The 25,148-nt window shown below is 51.8% G+C and carries 17 protein-coding genes; 8 read left to right on the forward strand and 9 right to left on the reverse strand.

The genetic code is table 11. From position 1 onward, the window contains the following. Positions 1-2 precede the first annotated feature (2 nt). Positions 3-1,097 carry a sensor histidine kinase gene (locus tag IEV98_RS17975; protein WP_188507414.1) on the reverse strand — a complete coding sequence of 365 codons (1,095 nt, stop codon included), beginning with the start codon at positions 1,095-1,097 and terminating at the stop codon, positions 3-5. 12 nt (positions 1,098-1,109) lie between these two features. Further along, entirely contained in the window at positions 1,110-4,061 is a 2,952-nt protein-coding gene (locus IEV98_RS17980; protein ID WP_188507415.1) for a hybrid sensor histidine kinase/response regulator, read from the reverse strand. A 175-nt stretch (positions 4,062-4,236) separates the two neighbouring features. Here IEV98_RS17980 and IEV98_RS17985 point away from each other — a divergent pair, with 175 nt between their 5' ends. Both IEV98_RS17985 and IEV98_RS17990 read left to right on the forward strand, forming a co-directional pair. Next, a complete protein-coding gene (locus tag IEV98_RS17985) occupies positions 4,237-4,578 on the forward strand; it encodes a YciI family protein (protein ID WP_188507416.1) in 342 nt (113 codons plus the stop codon). 2 nt (positions 4,579-4,580) lie between these two features. Further along, complete coding sequence (locus IEV98_RS17990; RefSeq protein WP_371870675.1) at positions 4,581-5,828, forward strand: RNA polymerase sigma factor; 1,248 nt, start codon at positions 4,581-4,583, stop codon at positions 5,826-5,828. A 63-nt stretch (positions 5,829-5,891) separates the two neighbouring features. On the opposite strand, the gene IEV98_RS17995 is transcribed toward IEV98_RS17990, so the two are convergent. After that, positions 5,892-7,958, reverse strand: coding sequence for a glycoside hydrolase family protein (locus tag IEV98_RS17995; RefSeq protein ID WP_188507418.1), 2,067 nt, complete (start codon positions 7,956-7,958; stop codon positions 5,892-5,894). A 15-nt stretch (positions 7,959-7,973) separates the two neighbouring features. Next, complete coding sequence (locus IEV98_RS18000; RefSeq protein WP_188507419.1) at positions 7,974-9,065, reverse strand: GntR family transcriptional regulator; 1,092 nt, start codon at positions 9,063-9,065, stop codon at positions 7,974-7,976. Between the two features lie 438 nt (positions 9,066-9,503). On the opposite strand from IEV98_RS18000, the gene IEV98_RS18005 reads away from it, so the two are divergent. Genes IEV98_RS18005 through IEV98_RS18025 form a run of 5 tightly spaced genes read left to right on the forward strand, consistent with a single transcriptional unit; the run spans position 9,504 to position 18,752 of the window. Beyond that, positions 9,504-11,039, forward strand: coding sequence for a glycoside hydrolase family protein (locus tag IEV98_RS18005; RefSeq protein ID WP_188507420.1), 1,536 nt, complete (start codon positions 9,504-9,506; stop codon positions 11,037-11,039). Then, positions 11,036-14,239 (forward strand): SusC/RagA family TonB-linked outer membrane protein, encoded by a 3,204-nt coding sequence (locus IEV98_RS18010; RefSeq protein ID WP_188507421.1) that lies wholly within the window; start codon positions 11,036-11,038, stop codon positions 14,237-14,239. The genes IEV98_RS18005 and IEV98_RS18010 overlap by 4 nt, the downstream gene beginning before the upstream one ends. Before the next feature lie 24 nt (positions 14,240-14,263). Further along, positions 14,264-15,982: a RagB/SusD family nutrient uptake outer membrane protein gene (locus tag IEV98_RS18015; protein WP_188507422.1), complete on the forward strand. Its 1,719-nt coding sequence runs from the start codon at positions 14,264-14,266 to the stop codon at positions 15,980-15,982. Positions 15,983-16,016: 34 nt separating this feature from the next. After that, the gene (locus tag IEV98_RS18020) at positions 16,017-17,345 is read left to right on the forward strand and encodes a sedoheptulokinase (RefSeq protein ID WP_188507423.1); all 1,329 of its coding nucleotides are present in this window, start codon (positions 16,017-16,019) and stop codon (positions 17,343-17,345) included. A gap of 36 nt (positions 17,346-17,381) precedes the next feature. After that, positions 17,382-18,752: a sugar porter family MFS transporter gene (locus IEV98_RS18025; protein WP_188507424.1), complete on the forward strand. Its 1,371-nt coding sequence runs from the start codon at positions 17,382-17,384 to the stop codon at positions 18,750-18,752. A gap of 1 nt (position 18,753) precedes the next feature. Here IEV98_RS18025 and IEV98_RS18030 read toward each other — a convergent pair whose 3' ends face one another. The 4 genes from IEV98_RS18030 to murQ are packed head-to-tail and all read right to left on the reverse strand — an operon-like array spanning position 18,754 to position 23,881. Beyond that, entirely contained in the window at positions 18,754-21,396 is a 2,643-nt protein-coding gene (locus tag IEV98_RS18030) for an outer membrane beta-barrel family protein (protein WP_188507425.1), read from the reverse strand. 3 nt (positions 21,397-21,399) lie between these two features. Then, positions 21,400-22,449: a FecR family protein gene (locus IEV98_RS18035; RefSeq protein ID WP_188507426.1), complete on the reverse strand. Its 1,050-nt coding sequence runs from the start codon at positions 22,447-22,449 to the stop codon at positions 21,400-21,402. A gap of 9 nt (positions 22,450-22,458) precedes the next feature. Beyond that, the gene (locus IEV98_RS18040; protein WP_188507427.1) at positions 22,459-23,073 is read right to left on the reverse strand and encodes an RNA polymerase sigma-70 factor; all 615 of its coding nucleotides are present in this window, start codon (positions 23,071-23,073) and stop codon (positions 22,459-22,461) included. Between the two features lie 7 nt (positions 23,074-23,080). Then, positions 23,081-23,881 (reverse strand): N-acetylmuramic acid 6-phosphate etherase, encoded by an 801-nt coding sequence (gene murQ / locus IEV98_RS18045; protein WP_188507428.1) that lies wholly within the window; start codon positions 23,879-23,881, stop codon positions 23,081-23,083. A gap of 265 nt (positions 23,882-24,146) precedes the next feature. On the opposite strand from murQ, the gene IEV98_RS18050 reads away from it, so the two are divergent. Then, the gene (locus IEV98_RS18050; RefSeq protein ID WP_188507429.1) at positions 24,147-24,572 is read left to right on the forward strand and encodes a hypothetical protein; all 426 of its coding nucleotides are present in this window, start codon (positions 24,147-24,149) and stop codon (positions 24,570-24,572) included. A gap of 38 nt (positions 24,573-24,610) precedes the next feature. Here the strand turns inward: IEV98_RS18050 and IEV98_RS18055 are convergent, their stop codons facing one another. Then, positions 24,611-25,138, reverse strand: a complete 528-nt coding sequence (locus IEV98_RS18055; RefSeq protein ID WP_188507430.1) for a GNAT family N-acetyltransferase — start codon at positions 25,136-25,138, stop codon at positions 24,611-24,613. Between the last annotated feature and the right edge of the window lie 10 nt (positions 25,139-25,148).

Genomic DNA, 25,148 nt, shown 5'->3' on the forward strand with positions numbered 1-25,148 from the left:
GCTTACGCAGGCCAGGTGAAATGGAAGGTGCTACCTTCGCCAGGCCTCGAATCTACGCTGATTTTACCGCCGCGCTCTTCCACAAAGAGCTTAACAATGTTGAGTCCCACACCGCTGTTTGCGGGGTTAACCTGATCGGACCCGGCCGTTTCGAAGAGCTTGAATATACGTTCGTGGTCTGCCAAGGCAATGCCGGGTCCATTGTCTTTCACGAAAAACGAATAATACCCTTCGTGAAGTCCGGAAAATCCGATTTCGATTTGGCCTTTTGGCTTGTCATTGTGTTTGATGGCATTGCTGATGAAGTTCTGGAATACTTGATGCAACTTCAGGCGGTTGGTCGTGACCACCGGTAACGCGGTTGCAATGTGGATATCGATATGTGGCGGTGGGTACAGGAGTTGCACGATCTGCCGGGCCAGCTCGCCCGTATCTACAGGCTCGGTTTTCTGTTGGTACGTGGCGGTACGCGAGTAATCGAGGATGGAGGCAATCATGCCGTTCAGGTGGTTGACGGCCTCCATGCAGAGGCGCATATATTCCTGCACCTGCGGCGATGCCTGTATCTCCGGGAACGTCTGGATATAGTCGATCAGCGAGAAGACACCCGATAGCGGCGACTTGAGATCGTGTGCGACAGTGTACATGAAGCGCTCGAGCTGGGCATTTACCTCTTCTTTGGCCTTGATGGCTTGTTTGAGTTCTTGTTGGTAACAATATAAGCGTTCGAAAACGCTAACCTTGGCACGCGTCACTTGGACATCCAACGGCTTGGCCAGGTAGTCCACTGCTCCTTCCTCAAACCCTTTCAATACGTAGCGGGTTTCTTTATTGATTGCGGTAACGAAGATGATGGCCACATGCTTGGTCTTTGGGTTCGCCTTAATCAGCGAGGCCACCTCGAAGCCATCCATATCCGGCATTTGTACATCCAGCATGACCAAACCGATATCGTCATGCTTCAGCAGCTCCCTGAGTGCGTCGTTACCATTTGTGGCGGTGACAAACACCCGTTTCTCTGCTTCCAGCATGTTTTGTAAGGCAACGATATTTTCGGGTTTGTCGTCAACAAGAAGGATTTTAAATAAATAATTCATTCGTAATAACATTTAGTCCGGTTGCTGGGGTAGCCAGTTATGCAACAGGGTTAAGAGTTTATTGCGATCGATGGGCTTTGTTAAGTAGTCTGATGCACCTGCATCGATGGCCTTTTGGCGGTCGCCGGCCATGGCCTTGGCGCTGATGGCAATTGTCGGAATATGCGACCAGTCTGGATTTTTCCGGATTTCTTGCAGCGTTTCATAGCCATCCATTACGGGCATCATAATGTCCATGATTACCAAGTGAATGGACGGATTGGCTGCAAGCTGCTCAAGTGCTTCCGCTCCATTGGTGGCGGGAGTGACATCTGCGCCGTGGGCTTCCAGCATCGCGGTAAGTGCGTATACATTGCGCATATCATCGTCTACCAGCAGGATTTTAGAACCGTCTAACCGGATTTGGTTGGCTTCAGAGTCGTCTGTGTTGGGTGCCATATTCGGCTCGGACGATCGGGGAGCCCTTGAGGGCGCTGCTTCCGGTAGGGTGGGTGAAATCGGGGGCGGAACGGAACCCACATCCAAACGTTCAAAGATGGCTTCAAGCTCGCCGATTTCAAAGGGCTTTATCGTCACGCCTGCAATCTCATTGGCCAAATGGCCCAAATCGTCGTGCGAAGTAATGACATGAACGGGAATATGGGCTAACTCGGGTGTCCGTTTCAAGGTGTCCAAAATTTCAGTACCTGATAGACCGGGCAGGTGAATGTCGAGGAGCACGGCGGCTGGCTTGTATTTACGCGCGCAATATAGTCCCTCCTCACCGTTCAGTGCAACGATGGTCTGGTAATTTTTACCGCGGGCAAAATCACGCAAGATGGTCGCGAAATTTTCATCGTCCTCAATGATGAGTAATATGCGGTCGCCCAATTGGATTTTATGACGGTCGTCGGGGATGAGCTGTTGTTGAACAGCAAGTGCACCGGTGTTTATAGACGGGGCTTTGGCTAATTTGGCTGGCGGTTCGGCGACTTGTTTTACGGGCACGGAAGGTCCGGTAATGGGAAGGTACAGGATAAACTCACTCCCTATGCCAAGCTCGCTGGATAACGTGATGCTGCCACCGAGTTGTTCGGCCAGCTGCCGACTGATGGATAAGCCGAGACCGGTGCCGCCGTATTTCCGGTTGGTTGCACCGTCTGCCTGCTGGAACGCTTCGAAGATGGCCGACTGGTATTCTTTGGCGATTCCCGCGCCGTTATCTTTGACGGCAAATATTAGCTTGTCCGATCGTTCGCCGGGTTTGACCGTAAGGGAGACTTTGCCGTCTGCGGGCGTAAATTTCAGGGCGTTGGAAAGCAGATTCTTGAGGATCTGTTCGGTGCGCTTCTTGTCGGTGAAGATACGCAAGTCGTTGCTTACTTGGTTTTCAACGGAGAAATGAATCTGTCTTTCGGTGGCGACATGACGGAAAAGGTCTTCCATATCGGCAAGGAGGGTGGAAACCGGGACTTCCTCGGGATTCAGATCGATTTTTCCGGCTTCGATCTTGGACAGATCAAGGATGTCGTTGATCAAGCTGAGCAGGTCTGAGCCGGACTTATGGATAATGGTGCTGTACTCGCGTTGTTTGTCCGTCAGCCGACCGTCTTTGTTTTCTGCAAGGAGGTTGGCCAAAATGAGAATGCTATTGAGTGGCGTGCGCAATTCGTGTGACATGTTGGCCAAAAATTCCGACTTGTATCGGCTGCTCTGCGCTAGTGCCGATGCTTGTTCGGTGAGGACCTCCTGGGTCGATTCCAATTCTTCTTTTTGCTCACTAATTTGGCGAACCAGCTCTTCAAGGTGTTCGCGGGCCATCACGCTTTGTAGCGCGCTGCCGAGATTATGCTTGAGTAGGTCAAGTAACTGGATTTGCCTGGAATCGAATGCCGTGAGACCGATGAGCTCCAATAACCCGATCAACTGTTCGTCAACCCACAGGGGAATCAACACGAGCGAAGTGGGTTGGATGGAGCCGAGGCCGGATTGGAGGGCATGACTGCCTGGAGGCAGGTTATTGACTTCCGTGATCGCTTTCGCCTGTGCGGCTTGTCCGGTGATGCCAACGCCCAGACGATGAAACGGAGGCAGTTCGGTTGGCGGTGCAAAAGCGCCGATGGGTACTAGGAGCCGTTGATCTTCTTCGTACCGGTAAAGGATGGCCGATGGGATCTGCAAGAGTTCTGCCAACGCTGCAGTACACGCTGCAGCCAACTTGGACACGTCTGCGTAATATTGCCCTTGTAGCAGATTGTTGATTTTGGATAGCCCGCTCAATTGCCAGTTTTGCTGGGACGTTTCGGTGTTCAGGGCTTCCATATCCCGCAAGCTCTGCTTAAGCTGACGCTGTGACTTGACCCGCGCCGTGAGCTCGTGATAAACCTGATAGCTCAGGATGCTAACGATCACTAAAATCAGCGCCAGCCCGCCGAAGAGCATCGCAATGGCTTGTTGGGATGATCGCTCGTTGCGTTTTTCTCGTTCTAGCAGCAAGTTGTTTTCCAGTTTCTCGAACCGGTCAATGTCTTCGGTGAACGAGGCCATTAGTCCCGTCCCGGTTCGGATGGTCTGCCGAAGGAGCGCGGTATCTTGGGAAGAGACCTTCGTTTCCTGTTGCCAATAATTGACTACCTGATTGAGGGATCGCTCGATTTGTTGCGCATTGGACCGTTGGGTGGGGTTATCGTGCACTAGCGCCATCAGGTTGGTCATCGTGATCTTCAGCTCTCGGACGGTGGTGTCGAATGCAAAGATATACCGTGGATTGTCGGTAACGAACAAGTTTCGTTTGCTGTTTTCCATCTGCGTCATGAGCTGGGTAAGCGACCCAGAGGTACGGAGTACCTGCTGTGTATGCTGTACCCACGCGGCTTGCCGAATTTGCTTTTGATAGGAAAAATACGAAAGTATGCCGACCGTGATTACGATGACGTAACCGATGGTCAATCCGAGGTAAAGTCGCTGGGCAATGGATAATTTCATGGTAGCTTTTTTAACGGCAGCGTTTTACAAAAATGCAAAATTATCCTGATTTTCGGGACTTACATAAAACACCTATTATATATGCATATAGCCCGTTGCTCTAAAAAAACAGCGAACGCTGTCCCCATATGGGAATGTCAATCGTCATAAGCACAAACATTAAAATTTTTTGACAATGAAAGAATTTGCATTAATTTTCAGACTGAAAGACTTGGCTGACTTCCAGCCATCGCCCGAACAGATGCAGGAACGGATGAATTGGTTGGCAGGCATCGCTGCGCAGAACAAGTTGGTGGATAAAGGCAATACGCTTCTGCCTATTGCAGGGAGCGCGAAGACCGTTAAAGCTGACGACGTGGTGACGGACGGACCGTATACCGAAATCAAGGAATTCATCAGCGGTTACATCGTGGTGAGGGCGGAAACGATTGACGAGGCGGTAACCATGGCAAAAGAGAATCCAATTTTTATGGTCGGCGGCAACATTGAAGTCCGCGAGGTGTTAAAGCGTGATTGACATTGGCTCATACGGGATCACATAACGAGGTCTTACCCCACTTATTCCGACAGGAATATGCAAAAATGACGGCTGTCTTATGCCGTCATTTTGGTTTACGGCACATGGAAACCGCTGAGGACATTGCAGGCGACACGTTTCTGAAAGCGTCTGAGCACTGGGCCATCCATGGAGTACCTGAGAATCCGGCGGCTTGGTTGTATACGGTCGCCAAAAACAAGGCCAAAGATTATATTAAACACCTGTCGGTCGTTGAGACCCGGGTGCGGAGCCAAACCGAAACGGAGCGCATCCGATACGAAGAAGCGTTTGAATACCACGAGCAGAGCATCGCAGATAGCCAGCTAGCAATGATTTTTGCGGTTTGTAACCCGGCAAACGCAAGCAAGAGCCAAATCTGTTTGGCGCTACAGATCCTGTGTGGCTTCAGTGTTGAAGAAATCGCCAATGCATTCCTGACGAAAGTCGAAACGATAAAAAAACGCTTGCAGCGGGCAAGAAGCAACCTGCGGAACGATCATTTCCAGGTTGGCTTGTTGAGTGAAGCGGCAATCGTATTCAGACTGCCTACCGTTCTAAAGACACTGTACTTGGTGTTTAATGAGGGTTATTTTTCCAAAACAGGCGATCAACTGGTGAGAAAGGAACTCTGTTCCGAAGCGATACGGCTCGGTTTGGTATTGACTGAAAACCCATTGACAAACACGCCGCAGGTGAATGCGTTAATGGCGTTGATGTGCTATCAGAGCTCGCGGCTGGAGGCGCGAACCGGAGCGGGAAATGAAACCATCCGCTTTGATGACCAGGATAGAGGGCAATGGGATAAAGCGCTCATTCAACGGGGGCATCATTACCTGATCAATGCCACTACTGGCAACGAAATCTCGGCATACCATTTGGAAGCCGGCATTGCGTATTGGCACACCGTCATTTCAGACGCAAACAAATGGCCGCATATCCTGCAATTGTATAATCAACTGATCCTGATCGAATATTCTCCGATGGTGGCATTGAATAGAACGTTTGCCTTTGCGAACGTTTACGGACAAGAAGAGGCCATCAGCGAGGCAGAGAAATTGCAGCTGACGGGCAATAACCATTACCATGCGTTGCTGGGCTATCTTTATTCGGGAACGGATACCGCAAAAGCGCTAGCACACTATGAACAAGCCATCCGGCTCACCCGTTCTAAACCGGAAAAGCAGGTACTCTCGGATCTGAAAATGCATTGTGCTGCGCAACAGCGATGAGTTGCTATTAAGATACCGCTCCCCCCATTAAGGGGCGAGCGGTATCTTTTGAGGGAAGGATACTTAATGATTGTATGCAGCCATCTTCACGTTTTGAATGCCGGTATCATCCGATCTGAACAGCAGCTTTTCGACTTTCAAACCGGGGCAGAACGTAATCATGGTGCGTTTACCAGCAATTTCCGCATCGATCTGTGATCCGCCATACTTGGTGTCGTATTTGACGAATATGCGGACGGTGAACGGCCCGTCCGTATCGAATAGGTTTTCGATGCCGTAATGGCGGGCGTGGTTCGGAAAGCCGCCTTCGCGCAGGGTCTTTTCCTGTCCGGAGAACTGCTGAAGGGATCCTTGACCGTATTGCGCCCTTTTTCCGTGCGGGCTCAACTGGAATTCACAGGCGTGCTCGGCGTCGTCTTCACCTAAGAACAGGGCGCCCAGTTTGCCGGATAGGTCCTCACCGGGCTTTACATCAAACGTCAGCAGGAAGGAGGGATCATCGACCTCAAATGTGGAGTTTTCCTCGATTTCATCGGCCAGGGTGCGTTGCCTTCCCGTGACCGGCACGAGCTCTTCCATCCATTTGGTGCCGATCCGTCCATCCGGGAACTGGAGCATTTCATGGATGTTTAATGTGCCGCCCCAGTTGGCCATCGGAATCCAGCCGGCCATCAGAAACCGGCCGTCGTTGATTTCGGTAACCGCGGGTACACACATGCCATTATAGAAATCAAGCCCCTGCTTGACAACGTCCGTATAACCGTCTTCTGGTGCGCTGGCGGGCTTTGACCAAAGGCCGGTAAAGCCGCCGATCACGTAGTCGTAATTCCCCCAACGGAAGAAAAACGTGCAGTCACCGCCGGGAGGAAACCCGGGATTAATGGATTTCCAACCGCCTTCGATCGATTTTGATTCCCAGGTACCCTTTGCGCCGTAGTTCGCCAGCATGCGCAGGCGGCCTTCGGGATCGGTATAGACGCTGGGGTTTTCGCAATGATGGAATAACGTGTGTGTTTTTTTGAAATTGCTGATCCCATCCGCGCTGATGGAGTAGGTGGATCCGGCGGGATATCCCGATAGGGTATCGTATCCAAACGAGCCTGTAGCACCGTGTTGGTTGTAATAATCCAATAGCAACGGCAGGGTGGTTGCTTCTTTGGGATAGATACGGGTGGTGTGCAGGCCATAGCTGATGCAAAGTTTGCCATCGCTGATGAATGGCGTGCCCGTGCCCAGTGTTTCCCACTGGCTTTCGATCGGGGTAGCGGCCTCGTGCTCGGTCCAGGTGACGAAGTCGGTCGTTGACAAGTGTTCGAAATAATGCCCACCGCGCCCGAATTTGCTGGCGTGGCCCCGCCTGTCAAACAGGTAGAATACGTGATACCGGCCCTCATGGTAGAAGGTGGCCACGTCGCCCACCCAGGCGTTGTGGCCGGCAGGGGTCCAGTATTGGATATCCTTCGCGATTCGTGGAGTTTTTAACGGCGTTTTTGCGGGCTCCAGGCCGGGGAGGAAGAGTTCGGCCCTGGAAACAAGGTCTGGGTCGATCGCCCAGGTCTGCTGGGCGGGCCATTGGGGATAGCCCAACGCAAAATCATTGTCGAGCAGTTCGCCGTCTACATACAGTGACCAACGTACACCCGAGAAATGGAGGACGATTTCATGCTGGCCGGTAGATTCGGTCAAAACCCCCAATGGAATGCCGATAATCATATCCCGTACCTCCTTTTCGGTACTGTTCGGAAGCGGGTGCAGCCGCAGCGCCGCTTGAAATACGGGAACCGAACCATCCGCCATCGGATAGGCTGGATAGTTTTGGAGGTTGCGGTCGGAGGGATCGTGCTTGAAGGCGGTAACCTCCAGTACACCGGGAATATGCAGCAGTTGCTTACCGGATAGGTGCTGGCCGATCGTGGCGGTCAGCTTGATCGTAAAACTGCTGCTGTCTGCCGGTGCATCAAAGGTGCCTTGGGCCGACTTCGGCGATAGCGTGCTGGCCGGTGGGACGTCCTCGGAAAATACCCAGGGGGCCGCGTTGAGCTCGATTTGAACAACTTTTTTCTTTTCAACGCAACCTATAAAAAGCAGGCTGCAGCTGATCAGCATAAGGAAGGGATAAATTGGTCTCATTTTTCTTTGAATTAGTTAACGAAATTGGCTGGATTCACGGATAACGATAGCTCCTTTGAGGTTTACGGTGATCGGGATGCGGTTGTTTTCTTTCAACCTGCGCATTAGCAGTTCAATGCTGATGTTGGCAATCTCCTCGCAAGGCTGGCGGAATGACGTCAACGAATGCTTCAGGTGCTTGGAGTACTTCATGTCGTCGTATCCGCAGATCAGGATGTCTTTCGATATCTCGATGCCGAGGTCGTCCAATGACGACATCAGTACGGCTGCCGTCGAATCGTTGGCGCAGATGATGCCTGTTTTGCCGGCAATCACTTCCATGCCCTTTACCAACTCCAAATCCTCGGGACTGCCGCAGAACACATTGCTTTCCGTAAACGCATAGCCATGCTTAAGCGCCGTATCACGCACCCCTGAAAGGCGCAGGTCTACCGAGCTGGCGGAACCCGGCCGGTAGAAAAAATGTAGTTTTTCGCAGCCGCGATCGATGAGGTGCTGGGCCATAACGCAGCCGGCGCTGAAATTATCGATGCATACCACATCGAATTCGCTGCGGTCTGGAGCAGCGAGGATATCTCGGTCGATCAGTACCAGTGGGATACCTGCCTCCCGGATGACCTGGCAGATTTTGAGATTTAACTCGTAGGCATCTGGCACGCGCTCAAGCGGAGAGAAAAAGATGCCATCCACCTTTTTCTGGATGTAGCTTTCGAGACACGATTCGATCAGCGATTTCCGGATTTCAGCACTGCTTGCGGTAGCGCCTTCCCAAAAGCAATTAAACATCCCCGATTCGGATTGCCGTAGCAATTGATCGTTGATGATCGAGAAGATCTCGGATTCTCCGGATCCCGGAAGCAACAGGCCAAACGTGTAGGGGGTGCTGGTGTGTTGGTAAGTGACCACCGTTCCGAGGCCTTTGGTTTTCTTTACAAAGCCTTCTTCCTGTAGCTGGTTATACACTTTGGCAATGGTGGGCCTGGATACATCGTATCGTTTGGCAAGCGTCTGTTCGGTAGGTAGCATGGCACCCGGCAGAAACCCTTCTTTAATGATCTGGTTCTTGAGCGTGTCGTAGATCGTCTTGTGGCTTGTTTTAGCAGACATAATTAAAGGTATTTACATTGTGGTGGCAAATGTAATATTATTTATTAAATTATTTTTACATTTATTGCAGTAAGGTGTAAATTTTTTCTGCAATTACCTTCCTTGTGGTTAAATTTAGTCGGCAATTATTCATCAATTGAAAAATATTCTTCGCCATAATGTTTACATTTCATGTATGTAACCCTACCAATTATGCAAGGTGTTGTAGATGGATACTTGTTTTCATTATTCTTAATATGAGTGTATTGTGAAAAATTAGGAATGGGAAGTTTTGAATTGCATGGGGATTTAGTGAAAATAAAGGCTTCTTTTTGGTTTTAAATGTAAACATTATGATAATCAATTGTGATAAAATAGTTTTGTTTTTGTGAATATCGCCGCTATATTTGACCTCGAACTGGTACCAATTATGCCTTGTTTCATGTAACTTTTATAACCATGTCTAGTCATCGATTTACGTATTTGCCTATCCATTACAAAATCAGCAGTGTCTTCGTTTTGCTGTTGTTGGTTGCAGCGTCTTCATCCGCGCAAGTGGTAAAAGACTATAACCCTTCGATCCAACGGACCGCGCAGCTGCAATATTTCAAACCCATCGAACCGCATTTGTTTTCGGGCGATGGCATGCCTTATTACCACAACGGCACATTCTACCTGTATTGGCTGTTGGACGAAGGGCATCATGCCGGTTTGGATGGCTTGGGAGGGCATCAGTGGGCCCTGAGTACCACCACCGACCTTGTTCATTGGAAGCACCACCCGGTGGCGTTGGGCATTGACAATGAGGCGTGGGAAAAGTCGATTTGCACGGGATCCGTCATAGCAGCTAACGATCAGTTTTACGCGTTTTATGCGACGCGCGTAAAGGATGAAAACGGGGTGCATGAGCAGCTGAGTTATGCGATCAGCAAGGATGGCGGCTACACGTATGAGAAGCAATCACCCAATCCGTTTTACCTGGCCCCGGAGGAATGCATCAGTCGGGATTTCCGGGATCCGAAGGTCTTCAAGGGGAGCGACGGCCTGTTCCATCTTTTCGTTTCGGGCAACCTGAAGGAGCCGGCAATCAGCGGATTCGGTGGCTATCTGGTGCACCTGGTTTCTATCGATCTGAAAAACTGGGAAGAAGTGGAATCGCCCTTGCGCGGGCAGCAGGGCACGCCTGAATGCACGGACTATTTCAAATGGAATGATTGGTATTACCTGTTGTACAGCATAGCGGGGCATACCCATTATGTGATGGCCAAGGAACCTTACGGGCCATGGGTTTATCCCGAGTCGCAAGCCTTGATCGCGCATTTCGAGTGTGTTTATAAAACGGCCGAGTTTAAGGGCGGGCGCCGTATTGCGGTAGCCTATTCGCCCTACCGTGCCGATGATAAGGATAATGGCGACCGGATTTGGGGCGGAACGATACTTTTCCGGGAAGTTTACCAGGAGCCGGATGGAACGTTCGCTACGAAATTCCTGCCCGAGGTGCTGCCGGCGTCGTCACCGATGGCTATGCCGCAAATCAAGACCTCGGCTCCATCGATCGTCGCCATCACGGATGGACGGGTGGAAATAACGGCGGCTGGTGAAGTAGGGGTGGCGGAAGTGAATGACCTGCCCGACAATTACCGGATATCCATGCGCATCGAACCGGATGGCAATTATGAGGAGCTGGGGTTGTTTTTGCGGGCTACGGATAAGCGCACGAGTGGCTACCGGCTGACGCTGAATCCGAATCACGAGACGGTGGTCATGCATAACACCTCGATCGATGCGGTAAAAGGGCTGGATGAGCCAATACTGCTGGACGTGATTGTGTATGAAGATTTTTTTGATATATCGGTGAATAACAAACGGACCGTGGTGAACCGGTTGCCTGAACAAAAAGGAAATAACCTCTTTTTCTATGTCAAGAATGGCAATGCCGCCATCCGGGATGTAAAAATCGAAAAGATAGTTAATCTTAATAACCCTAATTTATGAAACGAAAAATAATTGAAACGAGGAAAACGGTGGGCCAAGCGGTACTCCTGGTTTTATTTTGCATGCTTGCCGGGCAGGGGGTGGCTGGCGCTAGTTCCCCGATGATCAACCAAGAGCAGATCTTGGTATCCGGTACGGTGTTGGACAAGAACGGGGCGCCATTATCCAATGTCTCCATTATCGAAAAGGGGACGGGAGGCAACAGCACAAGTACCGATGCCGATGGACGCTTTACCTTGCGCGTAGGCAGTACCAGTACCCTGACATTCAGCTATGTGGGCTATAAGACCACGGAATTGGCCGCGGCTACCTTGCAGGAGTTGACGATACGGCTGGTTGAAGATGCCTTGAACCTCGACGAGGTGGTCGTGACCGGTTACACCACCCAGCGCAAAGCGGATCTGACCGGGGCCGTGTCCGTGATCAACGTAGATCAGCTCCGCTCCAGCACGACGGGCAGTGCCATGCGGGCTGCCCAGGGTAGGGTGGCCGGGATGGCCGTTACCGTAAACGGCTCGCCGGACCCGTCGGCAGCGGTACGTATTCGCGGCGAGGGAACGCTGAATAACAACAATCCACTCTATATTATCGATGGTACGCCAACCACGCGTTCCATGGCCGAACTGGCAACTATGGATATTGAATCCATCCAGGTATTGAAGGATGCGTCGTCGGCCTCCATTTATGGGTCGCGTGCGGCGAACGGCGTGATTATCATTACCACGCGGCGCGGCAAGAAAGGAACGACCGTCGATTTCACGGCCTCCAACACCCTCACCAGCAGCGCAAAACCCTTCGAATTGATGAATACGGAGCAGCGCGGCATCGCCCAATACTGGGCGATTAAGAACGATAATCCGACGGCTGACCCCAACCTGGTCGGGATCGGGTTTGTGCGTGATTTCGGTGGTCTGTACCAGTATGAAGACCATCAGGATGCCAACGGAAATTGGATGCTCGACAACGTGTCTTGGCGTGAATTCCTCGATCCGATTGAACAAACGATGCGCTCGGCAGATACCGATTGGCAAAAGGAAATCCTGCGGACCGGCATGATTCAGCAATACAACGTTACGGTGTCTTCGGGTACGGACAACGGCAATGCGCTCTTGGCCGCGGATTATTACGATAATAAGGGAACCATCGACGGCAGTTTCTTCCGGCGCTTCAATGCGCGGATCAATACCGATTACAGCTGGCTGGACGGAAAGGTGAAAATCGGTGAGAACTTCACCGTGTCGCAGTGGCGCTCCAGTTCGAATGTGGGCGACGGAAACCTGGGGAGCACCAAATCGCTCATGTCTATTGTGCCGGTGCATACGGTAGACGGCATTGGCTGGGGCGGGCCGATCGGTGGGATGAGCGATCGCCAGAACCCGGTGCGCTTGATAGCGGACAATAAACAGAATCATCAGGATAACCTGCGCCTGTTTGGGAATACTTACCTCAATATCGAGCTTTTGAAAGGCCTGAATTTCCGCTCGTCTTTTGGGGTTGATTTTGTGGGTTACTGGCGGCGGACCATGGATTTGACGTATGAATCGGGCTTTTTGAGCGAGGCTCGGAATGGGGTATACCAGACGTCCAACTATAATTACGATTGGAATAACAGCAACATCTTGCAGTATGTATTCGACGTGGATAAGCATAATTTCGATGTGATGGTCGGGCAGGAGACCGTTGATCATTCGTATCAGTCCCATTGGGGAAGCCGCCGGGTGTTTGCCCTGGAAACGCCGGATTACATGCAGTTGGATGCAGGTGAGGAAGACCGTGAAAATGGGGGTGGAGCCAGCAATAACACGCTGATTTCGTGGTTTGGAAAATTCAACTACAACTTCGGGGACCGGTACCTGGCCTCCGGCACCCTCCGCAGGGATGCTTCTTCGGTATTCGGGGCGAACAACCGTTGGGCGACATTCCCCGCGGTGTCTTTTGGATGGGTGCTGAATAACGAGCCGTTTCTGCAAGACGCGCTTGCTGGGTTTTCGCAATTGAAACTCCGCTACGGATGGGGACAAAACGGCAACGCACAGATCGATGACTATGCGGCCTACTTGATGTACAGTCCACTTTATGACCCCAATTCGGTGTGGGACTGGAACTGGGGCACGGCCTATGATTTTACCGGGGAAGGCGGGAGCAACCTGCCTTCGGGCTTCCGCCGTACCCAGCGCAACAACCCGGACCTGCGGTGGGAAACGACCACCCAGCATAACTTTGGGCTGGATTTTGCGCTTTTTGCCGGCAAATTTGGCGGCTCGCTCGACTATTACCTCAAAAAGACAACGGATATCCTGATGAAACCGGGTACGGTGGCGACACTCGGTGAAGGCGCCCAAATGTGGTTGAATGGTGCAGATATCGATAACAAGGGCATCGAATTGACCCTGAACTATGCGGATAATTTCGGTGATGTGGGTTTGAACATCAGTGGCGTGGTTTCGCACAATAAGCAACGGATCTTGAAGGTGCCCGATGAGGTCATCAATAATTTTGCCGGAAACGGAACCGATCAAAACATCTTGGGGCGCTCCCGTTCATCCATGTACGGCTATATTGCCGATGGCCTGTTCCAATCGCAGGCCGAGGTGGATGCACACGCTACGCAGGTGGGTGCAGCGCCGGGGCGCATCCGTTTTCAGGATGTAAACGGCGACGGTAAGATCGATCAGGAGGACCGCGCGTGGCTGGGCAACCAAGACCCGAGTGCGGAGTATGGGGTAAACGTGGGCGTGACGTGGAAAAACTTCGACTTCGCCGTATTCTTCAACGGGCTGGCGGGAAAGAAGCTTAATGTACAGGGTTGGAAATCCTGGACCGATATCTACGCGTTGAGTACGTCTGGCGAAAACTACGGTACCCGCCTGTTGGACGCGTGGACACCGACCAACACCAATACCACCATCCCGGCGATATCGATCAATAATTACAATGACGAAGGACGGTTCTCGACCTACTACGTGGAAACCGGTTCGTACATGAAAATCCGGAACATGGAACTGGGGTATACCCTTCCTACGGCATTGCTGGATCAGGTGCGCATGAAACGGGTGCGGCTCGCTTTGCGGGCCGACAACGTATTGCTTATTAAGAAGACGTGGGGCGACAGCCCGTATACCGGTTTGGATCCGGAAACGCCGGGAAGCGGATACCCGCTACCATTTTCGATGACGTTTACGATAAACGTTTCATTCTAACTGTAAATTTTAAGATAACGAATCATGAAAGCATTAAATCTATTCGGTCTCGGTCTCATCCTGGTGCTATCCGGTGCGTGCGAGTCCATGCTTGATACCAAGCCTCAGGGCGTTGTTGCGGATGAAGATTTGAATGAGCCGGAGCAAGTCGAAAAAATGATCAACGCTGCCTACTCGTTCGTGGGACAGAATCACTTCAACAAACAGATGGGCATGCCTTACGAGGAGGGAACAGTGCGTGGTGGCGAGGCTTATAAGGGCGGATCGGGCACCAACGACAATGCTGAGCGCAACCGTTGGGAAACATTCACTTATATGCAGCCTACCAACGTCGGCGACCTGGATAACCTGTGGTGGGTGCACTATGTGGCCGTTGGGCGTGTCCACGATGCATTGCGAAGGGTGAAAAACCTGACGGCCGAGCAATATCCGCTTCGGGAACAGCGCATCGCCGAGCTGAGGTTCCTCCGTGGTCACATCTACATGTATATGAAACAGTGTTTCAAATTTTTCCCCTATATCGATGAGGATACGCCACAGGATATGTACGACAAGGTGAGTAATGATGCATTGTCTGACCAAGAGCTGTGGGGGAAATTAATCGAGGATTTCCGCTTTGCGGCGGGTGTGTTGCCGGATGTGCAAGCTGAAGTGGGCAGGCCTACGGGTTTTGCGGCTAAAGCGTACCTGGCGAAGACACTGATTTTCGCGGCATATGAGCAGGACGATAACCATAACGTCATCAACATCAACCGCGAAAAGCTAACTGAAGTGGCGGCGTTGTGCAAGGATATTATCGACAATTCGGGAAAGCGCTTGGCACCGGATTTTGCCGAGAATTTCCTGTGTGAGTATGAAAATGGTACGGAGTCCATCTGGGCTATCCAGTACACGACGGATACGCAGACGGGCCGCTTGAATTCGTGGCTCGTGTCGCCAGTGAATTCGGACTATGGCTGCTGCGGCTTTCTGCAGCCGTCTGTAAATATGATGAACCGTTATAAAACGGTAAATGGCGTGCCGGATTTCGAAAATTTCAATTCGGGTATCTTACTGGACAACAAAGCGGCTTTTGCAGCCACCCCGATGGATCCACGCTTGATGCATACGGCGGCTGTGCCTGGCATGCCCTGGAAGTATGAGCCTTCTTACATCATGGGCGAAAATTGGGTGCGTACGCCTGAGGTGTACGGCTACTCCATGAGCCAGAAGCTGCTGGTTTCGCCGACGTCCGACTGTTTTAAAAAGACAAACCCCTTTATGGGGGCGGGCCTGAACTGGGATGTGTTGCGGCTCGACGAGGTGATGCTGTGGCGCGCTGAAGCGCTGATCCAGCTTGAACAGGAGATGGACGAAGCCCTTCGGCTGATCAACGAGATTAGGGAACGTGCGGCAAACAGTACCGACCGGTTGAAGTTTGCGGACGGGACCCCGACCGGCAGGTTCGACGTGCAGCCGTATCGGCCGGGCCAGAATTGTCCGGCCTGGACCAAGGAATTTGCGCTGCAGGCACTCCGCTGGGAGCGTCACCTGGAGTTTGCAACGGAAGGCAAATGGTTCTTCGATTTAGTACGATGGGGTATTGCGGCCGAGCAGCTTAATGCGTATTTTGCGGTCGAAAAGACCAGACGGTCTTACCTGAGAGATGCTAACTTCACTAAAAACCGTGATGAGTACTTTCCGATTCCGGAGGTGCAGATCAGCTACGTGAAGGGACTGTATAAACAAAATGCAGGTTGGTAGGTACACGATAAGATAGCGAACAGAAATAGCATTTATGCACTTTATTGGAATAGATATCGGTACCAGCTCGGTCAGCGGTGTTGCTTATACGGCCGAAAGCCGTGAAATAGAATCCGTAACCATACCCAATGATGCCGGTATCTACTCGGTGAAACGTTGGGAACGGGCGCAGGACCCGATGCGGATCTTGGAAATCGTACGCATGATAATTGATGATTTTTCGCTGCGTTATACGACGATTCGGGGAATCGGCATTACAGGCCAGATGCACGGCATACTCTATGTAGATCGGGACGGCGATGCCATCAGCCCGCTTTATACCTGGCAAGATGGCCGTGCGAATTTGCGCTATAAGACCGGCATGACGTATTCGGCGTTTCTTTCCGAATCAACGGGTCATTCCGTGCCTTCCGGTTTCGGGCTGGCCACTCATTTTTACAACTGCCACAATGGCCTGGTGCCCGACCGGGTTGCGAAAATCTGCACCATCATGGATTTTGTGGTGATGAAACTGGTGGATCGGACGACGCCCGTTACCGATTATTCCAATGGCGCCGGCCTTGGCTTGTTTGATGTGGAACAGTTGGATTTTGATCATGCTGCACTCGCCAGGGTCGGCATAGACAGCGCATTGCTTCCGGAGCTCGCCGAATCGACCATTTCTTGTGGCCACTACCGCGATATACCGGTTTATATGGCTGTTGGTGACAATCAGGCTGCTTTTTTGGGTTCCGTGGACCATTTAAAGCAATCCATTCATGTAACCGTGGGAACCAGCAGCCAAGTCTCCGTCTTCTCGGACAACTACATGAAAATCCCAGGCATAGAGACCCGCCCGTTTCCGGGCGGCGGATACATGCTGGTCGGGGCGGCGCTATGTGGTGGCCAGGCTTTTGCCATGCTGCGGACGTTTTTTGAAGACACGGTAGCGAAATTCAGTGGATATCCAACCGAAGGACTCGATTTTTATAAGATCATGACGTCTGTAGCCTACAAGGATGATTCCGTTGATCTGCCCATTGTGGAAACGCTTTTTGACGGTACACGCTCCGCGCCGGATAAGCGGGGGAATATCGAAAATATCTCCACCCACAACTTCACACCCGATAACCTGATTATCGGACTTTTGAAAGGCATTTGCCGCGAACTCTACCAGTTCTATCAAGCGCTTCCTGAAGAAGTGCGCAGTGCTAAGTCGGTACTCGTCGGTTCTGGCAACGCACTCAAACGGAATCCCTTGTTGTGCCGCGCTTTTGAAGAGCAGTTCAAAACTGCCCTTATTTTTTCACCTTATGACGAAGAAGCCGCATTCGGAGCTTGCCTGAATGCCATAGCCGGCTCCACTTCGACAATCGTTAATTAAAATACGTCATTCGATTTTTATCTAATTATACCGATTATGAAAATTCCCCGGATTGTATTGTTTATCGCTACGGTGGCGGCCATCGGTGGTCTGCTATTCGGATTTGACACCGGAGTCATCTCCGGTGCGCTGCCGTTCCTGCAGGAACATTGGACGCTCACCGATAGCCAGCTGGAATGGCTGACCACTTCCGTACTGCTTGGCGCTATCATTGGTGCAATTGCGAGCGGTGGTGTCACCGAAATACTGGGAAGAAAGAAAATGATCATCGTCAATGCCATCATTTTCTTCGGCGCGTCCTTAGGATGTGCGTTTGCTTCCAGCATTACCGAACTGATTATCATGCGGATGGTCATCGGAATTGCCATCGGCATCACCTCCTATGTCGTGCCGATGTATATCGCCGAAATCTCGCCGAAGAAGTATCGCGGCGGATTGGTAACGTTGAATCAGCTGATGATTACCATCGGGATTTTAGCGTCTTACATCACGGACTATTGGCTGTCTAACGACCAGGATCTCGAATCCTGGCGGGCGATGTTTATGGTGGGGATATATCCCGCCATTGCCCTGCTGATCGGGATGTTTTTCCTTCCTGAATCACCCCGGTGGCTGATTTCCAAAAATAAGCTGGAAAAAGGTCGCGCCATTCTGGAGCAAATCGAAAGCAAAGATCAAGCGCAGCAAATTATACAAGACGTGCAATACGACCTAACGGTGTCGCGGAACAACTCGGGTTTGAAGGAACTGTTTAAACCGTGGCTCCGGATACCGCTATCCATCACCGTGATGATTTTCTTTTTCCAGCAGTTTTCGGGTGTGAATACGATTATCTATTATTCGCCCACTATTTTCAAAATGGCGGGCATCGTGAGCAACACAGCTTCCATCATACCGGCCATTATCATCGGTGCGGCCAACGTAGCGGCGTGTGCTTTTTCCGTCATCATGCTCGACCGCTGGGGGAGACGTAAGCTCTTCCTGATTGGTATCAGCGGTATGATCCCGTCGTTGGCAGTGCTGGGTGTAAGCTTCCATTTCGGTGAGCAGCTAGGCGATATGCTTCCCTATTACGCTGCAGGAAGCATCATTGCGTTTATCATCTTCATCGCCATCAGCCTGGCGCCACTCGGTTGGTTATTAATCTCCGAAATCTTTCCGCTCCGCACCAGGAGCTTAGGCATGAGCGTGGGGTCGCTGGCCCATTGGGGATTTAATGCCGTTGTTGCTTTTACCTTCCTGAAACTGGTCAATACGCTGGGCGTGGCCTACACCTTTTGGAGCTATGCGCTGGTATGCGTTATTGGACTATTGTGGGGGTATTTTTACATCCCGGAGACCAAGGAAAAGTCGTTGGAAGAAATAGAGGACCATTGGCGGCAAGGCAAATCGGCGCGATCGTTGTAGATCAATTCCCGATTCGTTGCTGTTCTTCCTCTGCACTCTGCTCAATCTTTCTATTGCTAAACGTTTTGCCTGATGATATGGTATAGCTGAAGGATAGGCCCACGGTTCGGGTGGGGCGCTTCTGGTAAAAATACACGGTGGCACCACGGTCTTGGGTGACTTCGCGCTCGCGCGCCGTGTTGAAGATATCGGTAACGTTGAGCCGCAGCCGGGCTTGATTGTTCCATAGGCGCTTAGTGAAGCCGATGTCTACGCTACAGTAATCCGCCATTTCCGAATTGGCCGTGAGGTAAGGCGATCGGTAGAACGCAAACAGGTCGGCATCGCCGATCTTTTTGATCGTGAATACCTGATAGGTACTGATGTTGAGTGATGTATTGCGGTAGTCGGCTTCGGCTATCCGATAGCGCAAGAGATACACGTTCATGTTGTTGGTCATCGACCACCACGGCTTCACCTTCACCGGCGCATATATACTGGTACCATAGCGGTGGCTGCTACCGAAATTCCGGATTTGGTATTCAATCATCTTATCGACGGATTCCGCATACTGGGCCATCATGTTGCTGGTGGTTGCGTAATAGATATCCCACGATAGTCCACCCATCAGCGTGACGCCTGCTTCCACACGGTCGGTATACTCGGGCAGCAGGTCCGGGTTGCCGATCTGGGCCAGGAAGTCGTAAAACTGCAACCGATAGGGGTTGAGCGCCGAAAACGACGGCCTGCTCAACCTGCGGGTGTAATTGAGCACCAGCGACTTTTTGCCCGCGCTGTCCAACCGGTGTAGGAGGAATACCGACGGAAACAGGTTCACATAGGATCGCCGGAAGCGGATGTCTGCACTTACGGAATGACCATCCATGATGGTCTGCTCCGCCCGGAGCCCCACCTGTGCGCTGAACCGCTTAAATTGGCGTTCGAGTGCGGCATAGCCCATCAATAGCTGCTCCTGATACCGGAAACGGTTGCTTCGCCCGGGGTCAAGTAGCCATTGGCCGGATTCGAATTGTTCGTGTATGACTTCATTGTCCCGATCGGTATTCGTGAATTTTAGTCCGGCTTTGAGCTGTATGGCATCCAGCCATCGGTTGTAATCGGTTTGCACACTATACAGGCGCGTGGTACTGGGCGTCGCATTGCGGAACACGGCATCCCGTTGCGGATCGGTGTAACGGGAGTGGAATTCATTGGTGTTGGGGTTTTCACTGTCCAGGTAATCGGCGAGTACTTTCAATCCGGATCCGAGGCTGTCGGTTTTCCAGCTGTAGTTCAATGTAGCACTGTTCAATCCGGGCGTCCGCGTCCAATCGGATGTGGCCGATCCTTCCGTTACATGCTGCGGGTCGATCAACGCGATGTCTGTATCAAATCGCTGGAGCAGTTTGCCGCGATTCAGGTTGGTCTGGAGGCCGACGGATTGATTCGCACTGAATTCATAGATGGCACCCAAGCGCAGCATCGCCTGTTGGTTGTTGTTTTCGCGATCGGTAAAGCTGCTGTAGGCATGCTGGTCCGGATACCGGATATCGTTGGTTGCGATATAGGCACTGCGATCCCGGTTATACCCCCCGGTGCCGAAAACATAGAGGTTCTTGATTTTGTAATTGAGGGTAGCGCCCACGCCATATGCAGGCCGCTGCACCTGTTGGCGATACTGCGTGTTGAGCGTGCCGGTAAACCCTTCATCGCGCCCCTGTTTCAACAGGATGTGCACGATGCCGCCGGAACCCTCGGCCTCAAACTCCGCAGGCGGATTGGGCAGGATTTCGATCTTGGCAATATCTTCTGACCGCAAGGTACGTAGGTATTCTGCCAGATCGGTGGCCGACATACGCTGCACCACGTCATTGATCATGACCATCACCGATTGCCCCCGCAGGCTGATGTTGCCGTTGGGGTCTACCCACAGTCCGGGTGACTTCTGCAGGATTTCCAAGCCGTTGCTCCCGGTTTCCAGGATACTTCCGGCTACGTTGACGATGAACCGGTCGGCCCGTCGTTCGATGGGCGGTCGCGAAGCTTGTACCTGCACTTCGGCCAGTAGATGGTGATCCCTCTTTAGGGTAATCGCAGTGAGCTGAGCCGTATCGGGATACACAAAGGCGAACGCCACGGATTGGAAACCGATGGAGGTTACCTTCACCGTATAGGATTGCCCGGCGTCGAATGCATACCGAAAGCTGAAATGGCCTTGCCTATCCGTGGTACTTCCGGTGAGAAAGCGGTCGGCCGCATACAATCCGACCGATGCAAAGGCGAGCGGGCGGTCGGCACTATTGCGTACGTGGCCCCGGATCCGTATGCCTTTAGCCTCGGCGGGCTGCTGTATGCCATGCAGCTTCAGACTACTTACTACTAATGTTTTGTCGGATAGCTCGCGGTAAAACAGGTCGTGCCCGGGCAGGACGTTTTGAAGCAGCTCATCAATGGCGTATTCACCGGGGGCAACGGATACGGCCATGCTATCGGTAACGACGTCGTTGCTGTAAATCACGTGGTACCTGGATTGCCGGGCGATGATTTCCAATACCGCGACCAATGAACGCTGTTCATGGTTGATCCGGATTGATCCGCTTTGGGCGACTAGCCGATAACTGCTTAGCAGCAGCAGAAGGAAGAGCAGGTAGGGATGGTTTCTCAAGGTCTATTCGATTACAATCCGATTTTCCGTTTCAAAGCGATACGTGAATGGATAGGCTACCTGCAACACTTTCAATACGTTTTCCAAAGATGTGTCGTCATCAAATGCACCGGTGAATCGGATGTCATTTAGTTGTTCAGGACGCACAATGAATTGTACCTTGAATTTTTTACTGATGCGGCGAAGCACACCTTCCAACGTTTCCACATGGAATGTAAGGGAATCCGCCGTGGGCCACCAGCCCAGTTCGTTTAAAAGCGAATCTTTTGAAAAAGTGGTCAACGCCGCTTGGGTTTGATTGCGTCTGACTTCCAGTTGCTGCATGGGGGATAGTCGAACAGGGGAGCCCTGTCCTGTTGTGCTATCGGGTACGCCGGATACTTCGACGGCGCCTTCAAGCAACGCAACGGTTGCCGAAGGAGCATCTTCATACGCACGGACCTGAAAAGTGGTGCCAACTACCCGTACCTGTAACGGACCAGCGTGGACAACCAGCGGAAGTGCGCTGTTTTTCGCTACCTCGAAATAGGCTTCTCCGGCCAAGTTGATGGTGCGGTTGTGCTTGCCGAAATCGGCATTATACCGTAGGATAGAGGAGGGGTTTAGCACAATAAATGTACCATCCGCCAAGGTGATGAACTGTTTGTCGGTCTCGGTTCTGATTTCGGCAAATGCCGGTTCGGCAGGCATCCGGAAGTACCAGTATAGGGCCATTCCAATGCCGATGCAAAACAAAATCGTGGCCGCCAGACGTAGCCAGTTACCGCGTCCACTGATCCGGTCCGGTGGCGCTTCCTGATCAGCTGAATCGTGGGTAACGTCCGGGGACTCTGCGGATTCCTCGGCCTCGATGGCTTCCCATAGCCCCGCCAAGTTGATGCGATTGGCCATAGTCGGCCGTCGCTTTGTCTGAAAATACAGATCCAAAACTTCCGCCTGCCGTTTAAAGCCAACATTTGTCTCCCGGATTTCCCCCAGCTTACGCGCCTCTTCCGGTGGCAGCGAGCCGGCTAGTTTTCGGGAAAGTAACTGTAAAAAAACTTCTTTATCCATATAGCCTCCTCAGATAACTAAGAAAAAAAATCGACTGGCGCGCCCTTGATTGGCATTGCCGGCATCGAAATAGCTTTCCACCACTTCGTTAAGTTGCTTAACGGCCCGGTAAACCTGGTTTTCGACCGTACGCACGGAGAGACCCAATAGTTCGGCCACTTCCCGGCATTTTAGCCGGTCTTCTTTGACCATCCGGAAAACCGTCCGGCGTTGGTCGGGCATCAGGTCAACCGCTTCCTCCAAGAGCGTCAACAATTCTTTATACTCCAGCAATTGCTCGGGACTGGCGGTTATGGCTACCTGCAGATTTGCGGGATCCACTTCGTCCAGGGAAACCCGCGTATGCCTGTTTTCCTTTTTCAGGTACGTGAGGCAGCCGTTCTTCACCGATTGATAGAGGTAACGGGTAGGGTTGTGGATTTCGTGGAGCGCCCCCCTGCGCAGCCAAACCTGGACGAACAGCTCCGATACCAATTCGTCGGCCGATTCCTCGCGCTTGACGTAGTGTTGCGCAAACTGTTTCAGGTTATCAAAATACCGGAGGTACAGTTGATCGAATGCTTGCTTTTCGCCTCGTTGTATCCGGGTGAAGAGTTCCTCCATATGCCTGTGATCCTGCGCCATCGTATGTCTATATGGCTTCTAATGCACGGCGTACATTGCCGTAGCGGTCAATCAGGCACCCGGCGGTTTGGCTATCCAATCCCGTTTCTTCCATCAGGATTGCGATGCCTCGTTGCTTAAGTTTGTGGTTAGATAGCTGCATATCCACCATCTTGTTTCCCTTAACCCTGCCCAGTCGGATCATGACGGTGGTGCTGATCATGTTTAACACCATTTTTTGCGCCGTGCCGGCTTTCATGCGGGTGGAGCCGGTGATTAATTCCGGCCCGGTTAGCACCGTAATCGGATACTTCGCTTCCGCAGCTATGGGGCTATCGGCATTGCAGACCACACATGCGGTGAGCAGCCCATGACGGTTGGCCTGCTGCAATGCGCCGAGTGTATACGGTGTGCTACCCGATGCAGCAATGGCGAGCAGGGTATCCTGTTCGTTGATAGCAATCGCTTTCAAATCTTTCCAACCTTGGTCCACATGATCTTCCGCAAACTCCACCGCCTTGCGGATAGCCCCATCACCTCCGGCAAGGATACCCATCACCTGATCTGCCGGTATGCCAAACGTAGGGGGGCATTCCGAAGCGTCTAACACACCCAATCGGCCGCTCGTGCCTGCTCCGATATAGACCAGCCGCCCGCCGTTCTCCATGCGCGGCACAAGTGCTTCAACGAATGCCTCGATGTGCGGGAGGGCCTGCTGGACCGCTAGGGCGACCTGTCTGTCTTCCTGATTGATCTGCTGCAGCAACGTTCCAACCGACTGCTTTTCGAGGGCTATGTACCGTGATGATTGTTCCGTCAGTTTTTCCATGGGTCCTTTTTAACGCTTAGCTACTTTAACGCTTGATCGCTATGATTATGGTGTTCGCCAAGCTGTATATGGATAAGACGAAAAAAACGAAGAAATTACTCAACAACAAATAAAAAAAACTTTTTCTTGTTATTCCACAACGGAAAGGGGAGTGGAAGGCGGGATACCTTCCGAAGATCGGGCGGCTTAGCGGGAGAAGGGCGGAAGAAAAGCGGTTTGTAGCAACCGAACGCCGGGGTTCGTCTCCTGATAAAACGCATGGTTGATGAAATGCATAGCTTACATACTACTGGCAGGGATAGCGGCGCTATCTTGTGATAAAACCGAATCGAAAGGGGACTGTGGATCGGTGGCTTGTACCGAGGTGTTTATGTCGGTCAGCGTAAAAGTGATCGATACGGAAGGGAAACCGGTAGCATTGGATAGCATCAAGGTAACCCGGTTGCCGGATCAGGAAGACCTCACCCGGGAATACGACGAAGAAACCTGGCGCGTATTCAGCAAAGCGGGGTCGTATCCCATTGCCGACGATTCGGACGGCGGTCGGCTGCCGCGCCATACCGATATCAACGTGAAATTCCGGGGCTATATCGAGAGTCGCGAAGTAGCCAATTCCGATTACGTCGTTACCTTTGATTGTTGCCACATCGGCTTGGTTTCCGGCGAGCGGGAGCTGGTGGTGAGCCGTTAGCTTATTTGTCCGAAAACACAAGCAAAGCGCAGTAAATTCTATCTCTTTTGCGCCTTGCTGATCGCATATACAAAATTGAGCTTGGCTGTTTCGCCAAAATAGGTGACTTCCTGCTGCCCGACCTTTACCGCACCTAGCCGCGAGATGGCGATTTGTGAGCGGATGTTGGCTGCGCCGACATGAAAATTGACCTGATCCACGAATTGAAAGATGTAATCGAGCATGAGGGCTTTTGCCTGCTGGTTTATACCTTTACCCCAATAGGCTGTGGCGTAAAACGTAAAGCCGATAAAGATACTGTTGTCTTCGGGTCGGTAATCATAAAAGCGCGTGCTTCCGATGGTCATTCCGGTCGTTTTATCGACGACCTTGAATGCGCCGCCACTCTGCATCGCCCCTTCGAAGAACGTGCGGAATACGTCTTTTTTCCAGCGATCCTTATTGGGGTGTTGCTGCCAGATTTCGGGATCGGAAGCCACGGTATACAGGGCGTCGAAATCACTTTCCTTTAAAGGTTGAATAACGATCCGCTCATTTTCCAGTGTGGGTTGTAGTGCGATGGTCATGGATTTAATG

Source organism: Parapedobacter pyrenivorans, from assembly GCF_014636865.1.
Taxonomy (GTDB): Bacteria; Bacteroidota; Bacteroidia; order Sphingobacteriales; family Sphingobacteriaceae; genus Parapedobacter; species Parapedobacter pyrenivorans.

Coding starts and splice junctions, on each gene's coding strand:
- IEV98_RS17975 (WP_188507414.1), bottom strand. CDS start 1,097: ATGAATTATTTATTTAAAATCCTTCTTGTTGACGACAAACCCGAAAAT.
- IEV98_RS17980 (WP_188507415.1), bottom strand. CDS start 4,061: ATGAAATTATCCATTGCCCAGCGACTTTACCTCGGATTGACCATCGGT.
- IEV98_RS17985 (WP_188507416.1), top strand. CDS start 4,237: ATGAAAGAATTTGCATTAATTTTCAGACTGAAAGACTTGGCTGACTTC.
- IEV98_RS17995 (WP_188507418.1), bottom strand. CDS start 7,958: ATGAGACCAATTTATCCCTTCCTTATGCTGATCAGCTGCAGCCTGCTT.
- IEV98_RS18000 (WP_188507419.1), bottom strand. CDS start 9,065: ATGTCTGCTAAAACAAGCCACAAGACGATCTACGACACGCTCAAGAAC.
- IEV98_RS18005 (WP_188507420.1), top strand. CDS start 9,504: ATGTCTAGTCATCGATTTACGTATTTGCCTATCCATTACAAAATCAGC.
- IEV98_RS18010 (WP_188507421.1), top strand. CDS start 11,036: ATGAAACGAAAAATAATTGAAACGAGGAAAACGGTGGGCCAAGCGGTA.
- IEV98_RS18015 (WP_188507422.1), top strand. CDS start 14,264: ATGAAAGCATTAAATCTATTCGGTCTCGGTCTCATCCTGGTGCTATCC.
- IEV98_RS18020 (WP_188507423.1), top strand. CDS start 16,017: ATGCACTTTATTGGAATAGATATCGGTACCAGCTCGGTCAGCGGTGTT.
- IEV98_RS18025 (WP_188507424.1), top strand. CDS start 17,382: ATGAAAATTCCCCGGATTGTATTGTTTATCGCTACGGTGGCGGCCATC.
- IEV98_RS18035 (WP_188507426.1), bottom strand. CDS start 22,449: ATGGATAAAGAAGTTTTTTTACAGTTACTTTCCCGAAAACTAGCCGGC.
- IEV98_RS18040 (WP_188507427.1), bottom strand. CDS start 23,073: ATGGCGCAGGATCACAGGCATATGGAGGAACTCTTCACCCGGATACAA.
- murQ (WP_188507428.1), bottom strand. CDS start 23,881: ATGGAAAAACTGACGGAACAATCATCACGGTACATAGCCCTCGAAAAG.
- IEV98_RS18050 (WP_188507429.1), top strand. CDS start 24,147: ATGAAATGCATAGCTTACATACTACTGGCAGGGATAGCGGCGCTATCT.
- IEV98_RS18055 (WP_188507430.1), bottom strand. CDS start 25,138: ATGACCATCGCACTACAACCCACACTGGAAAATGAGCGGATCGTTATT.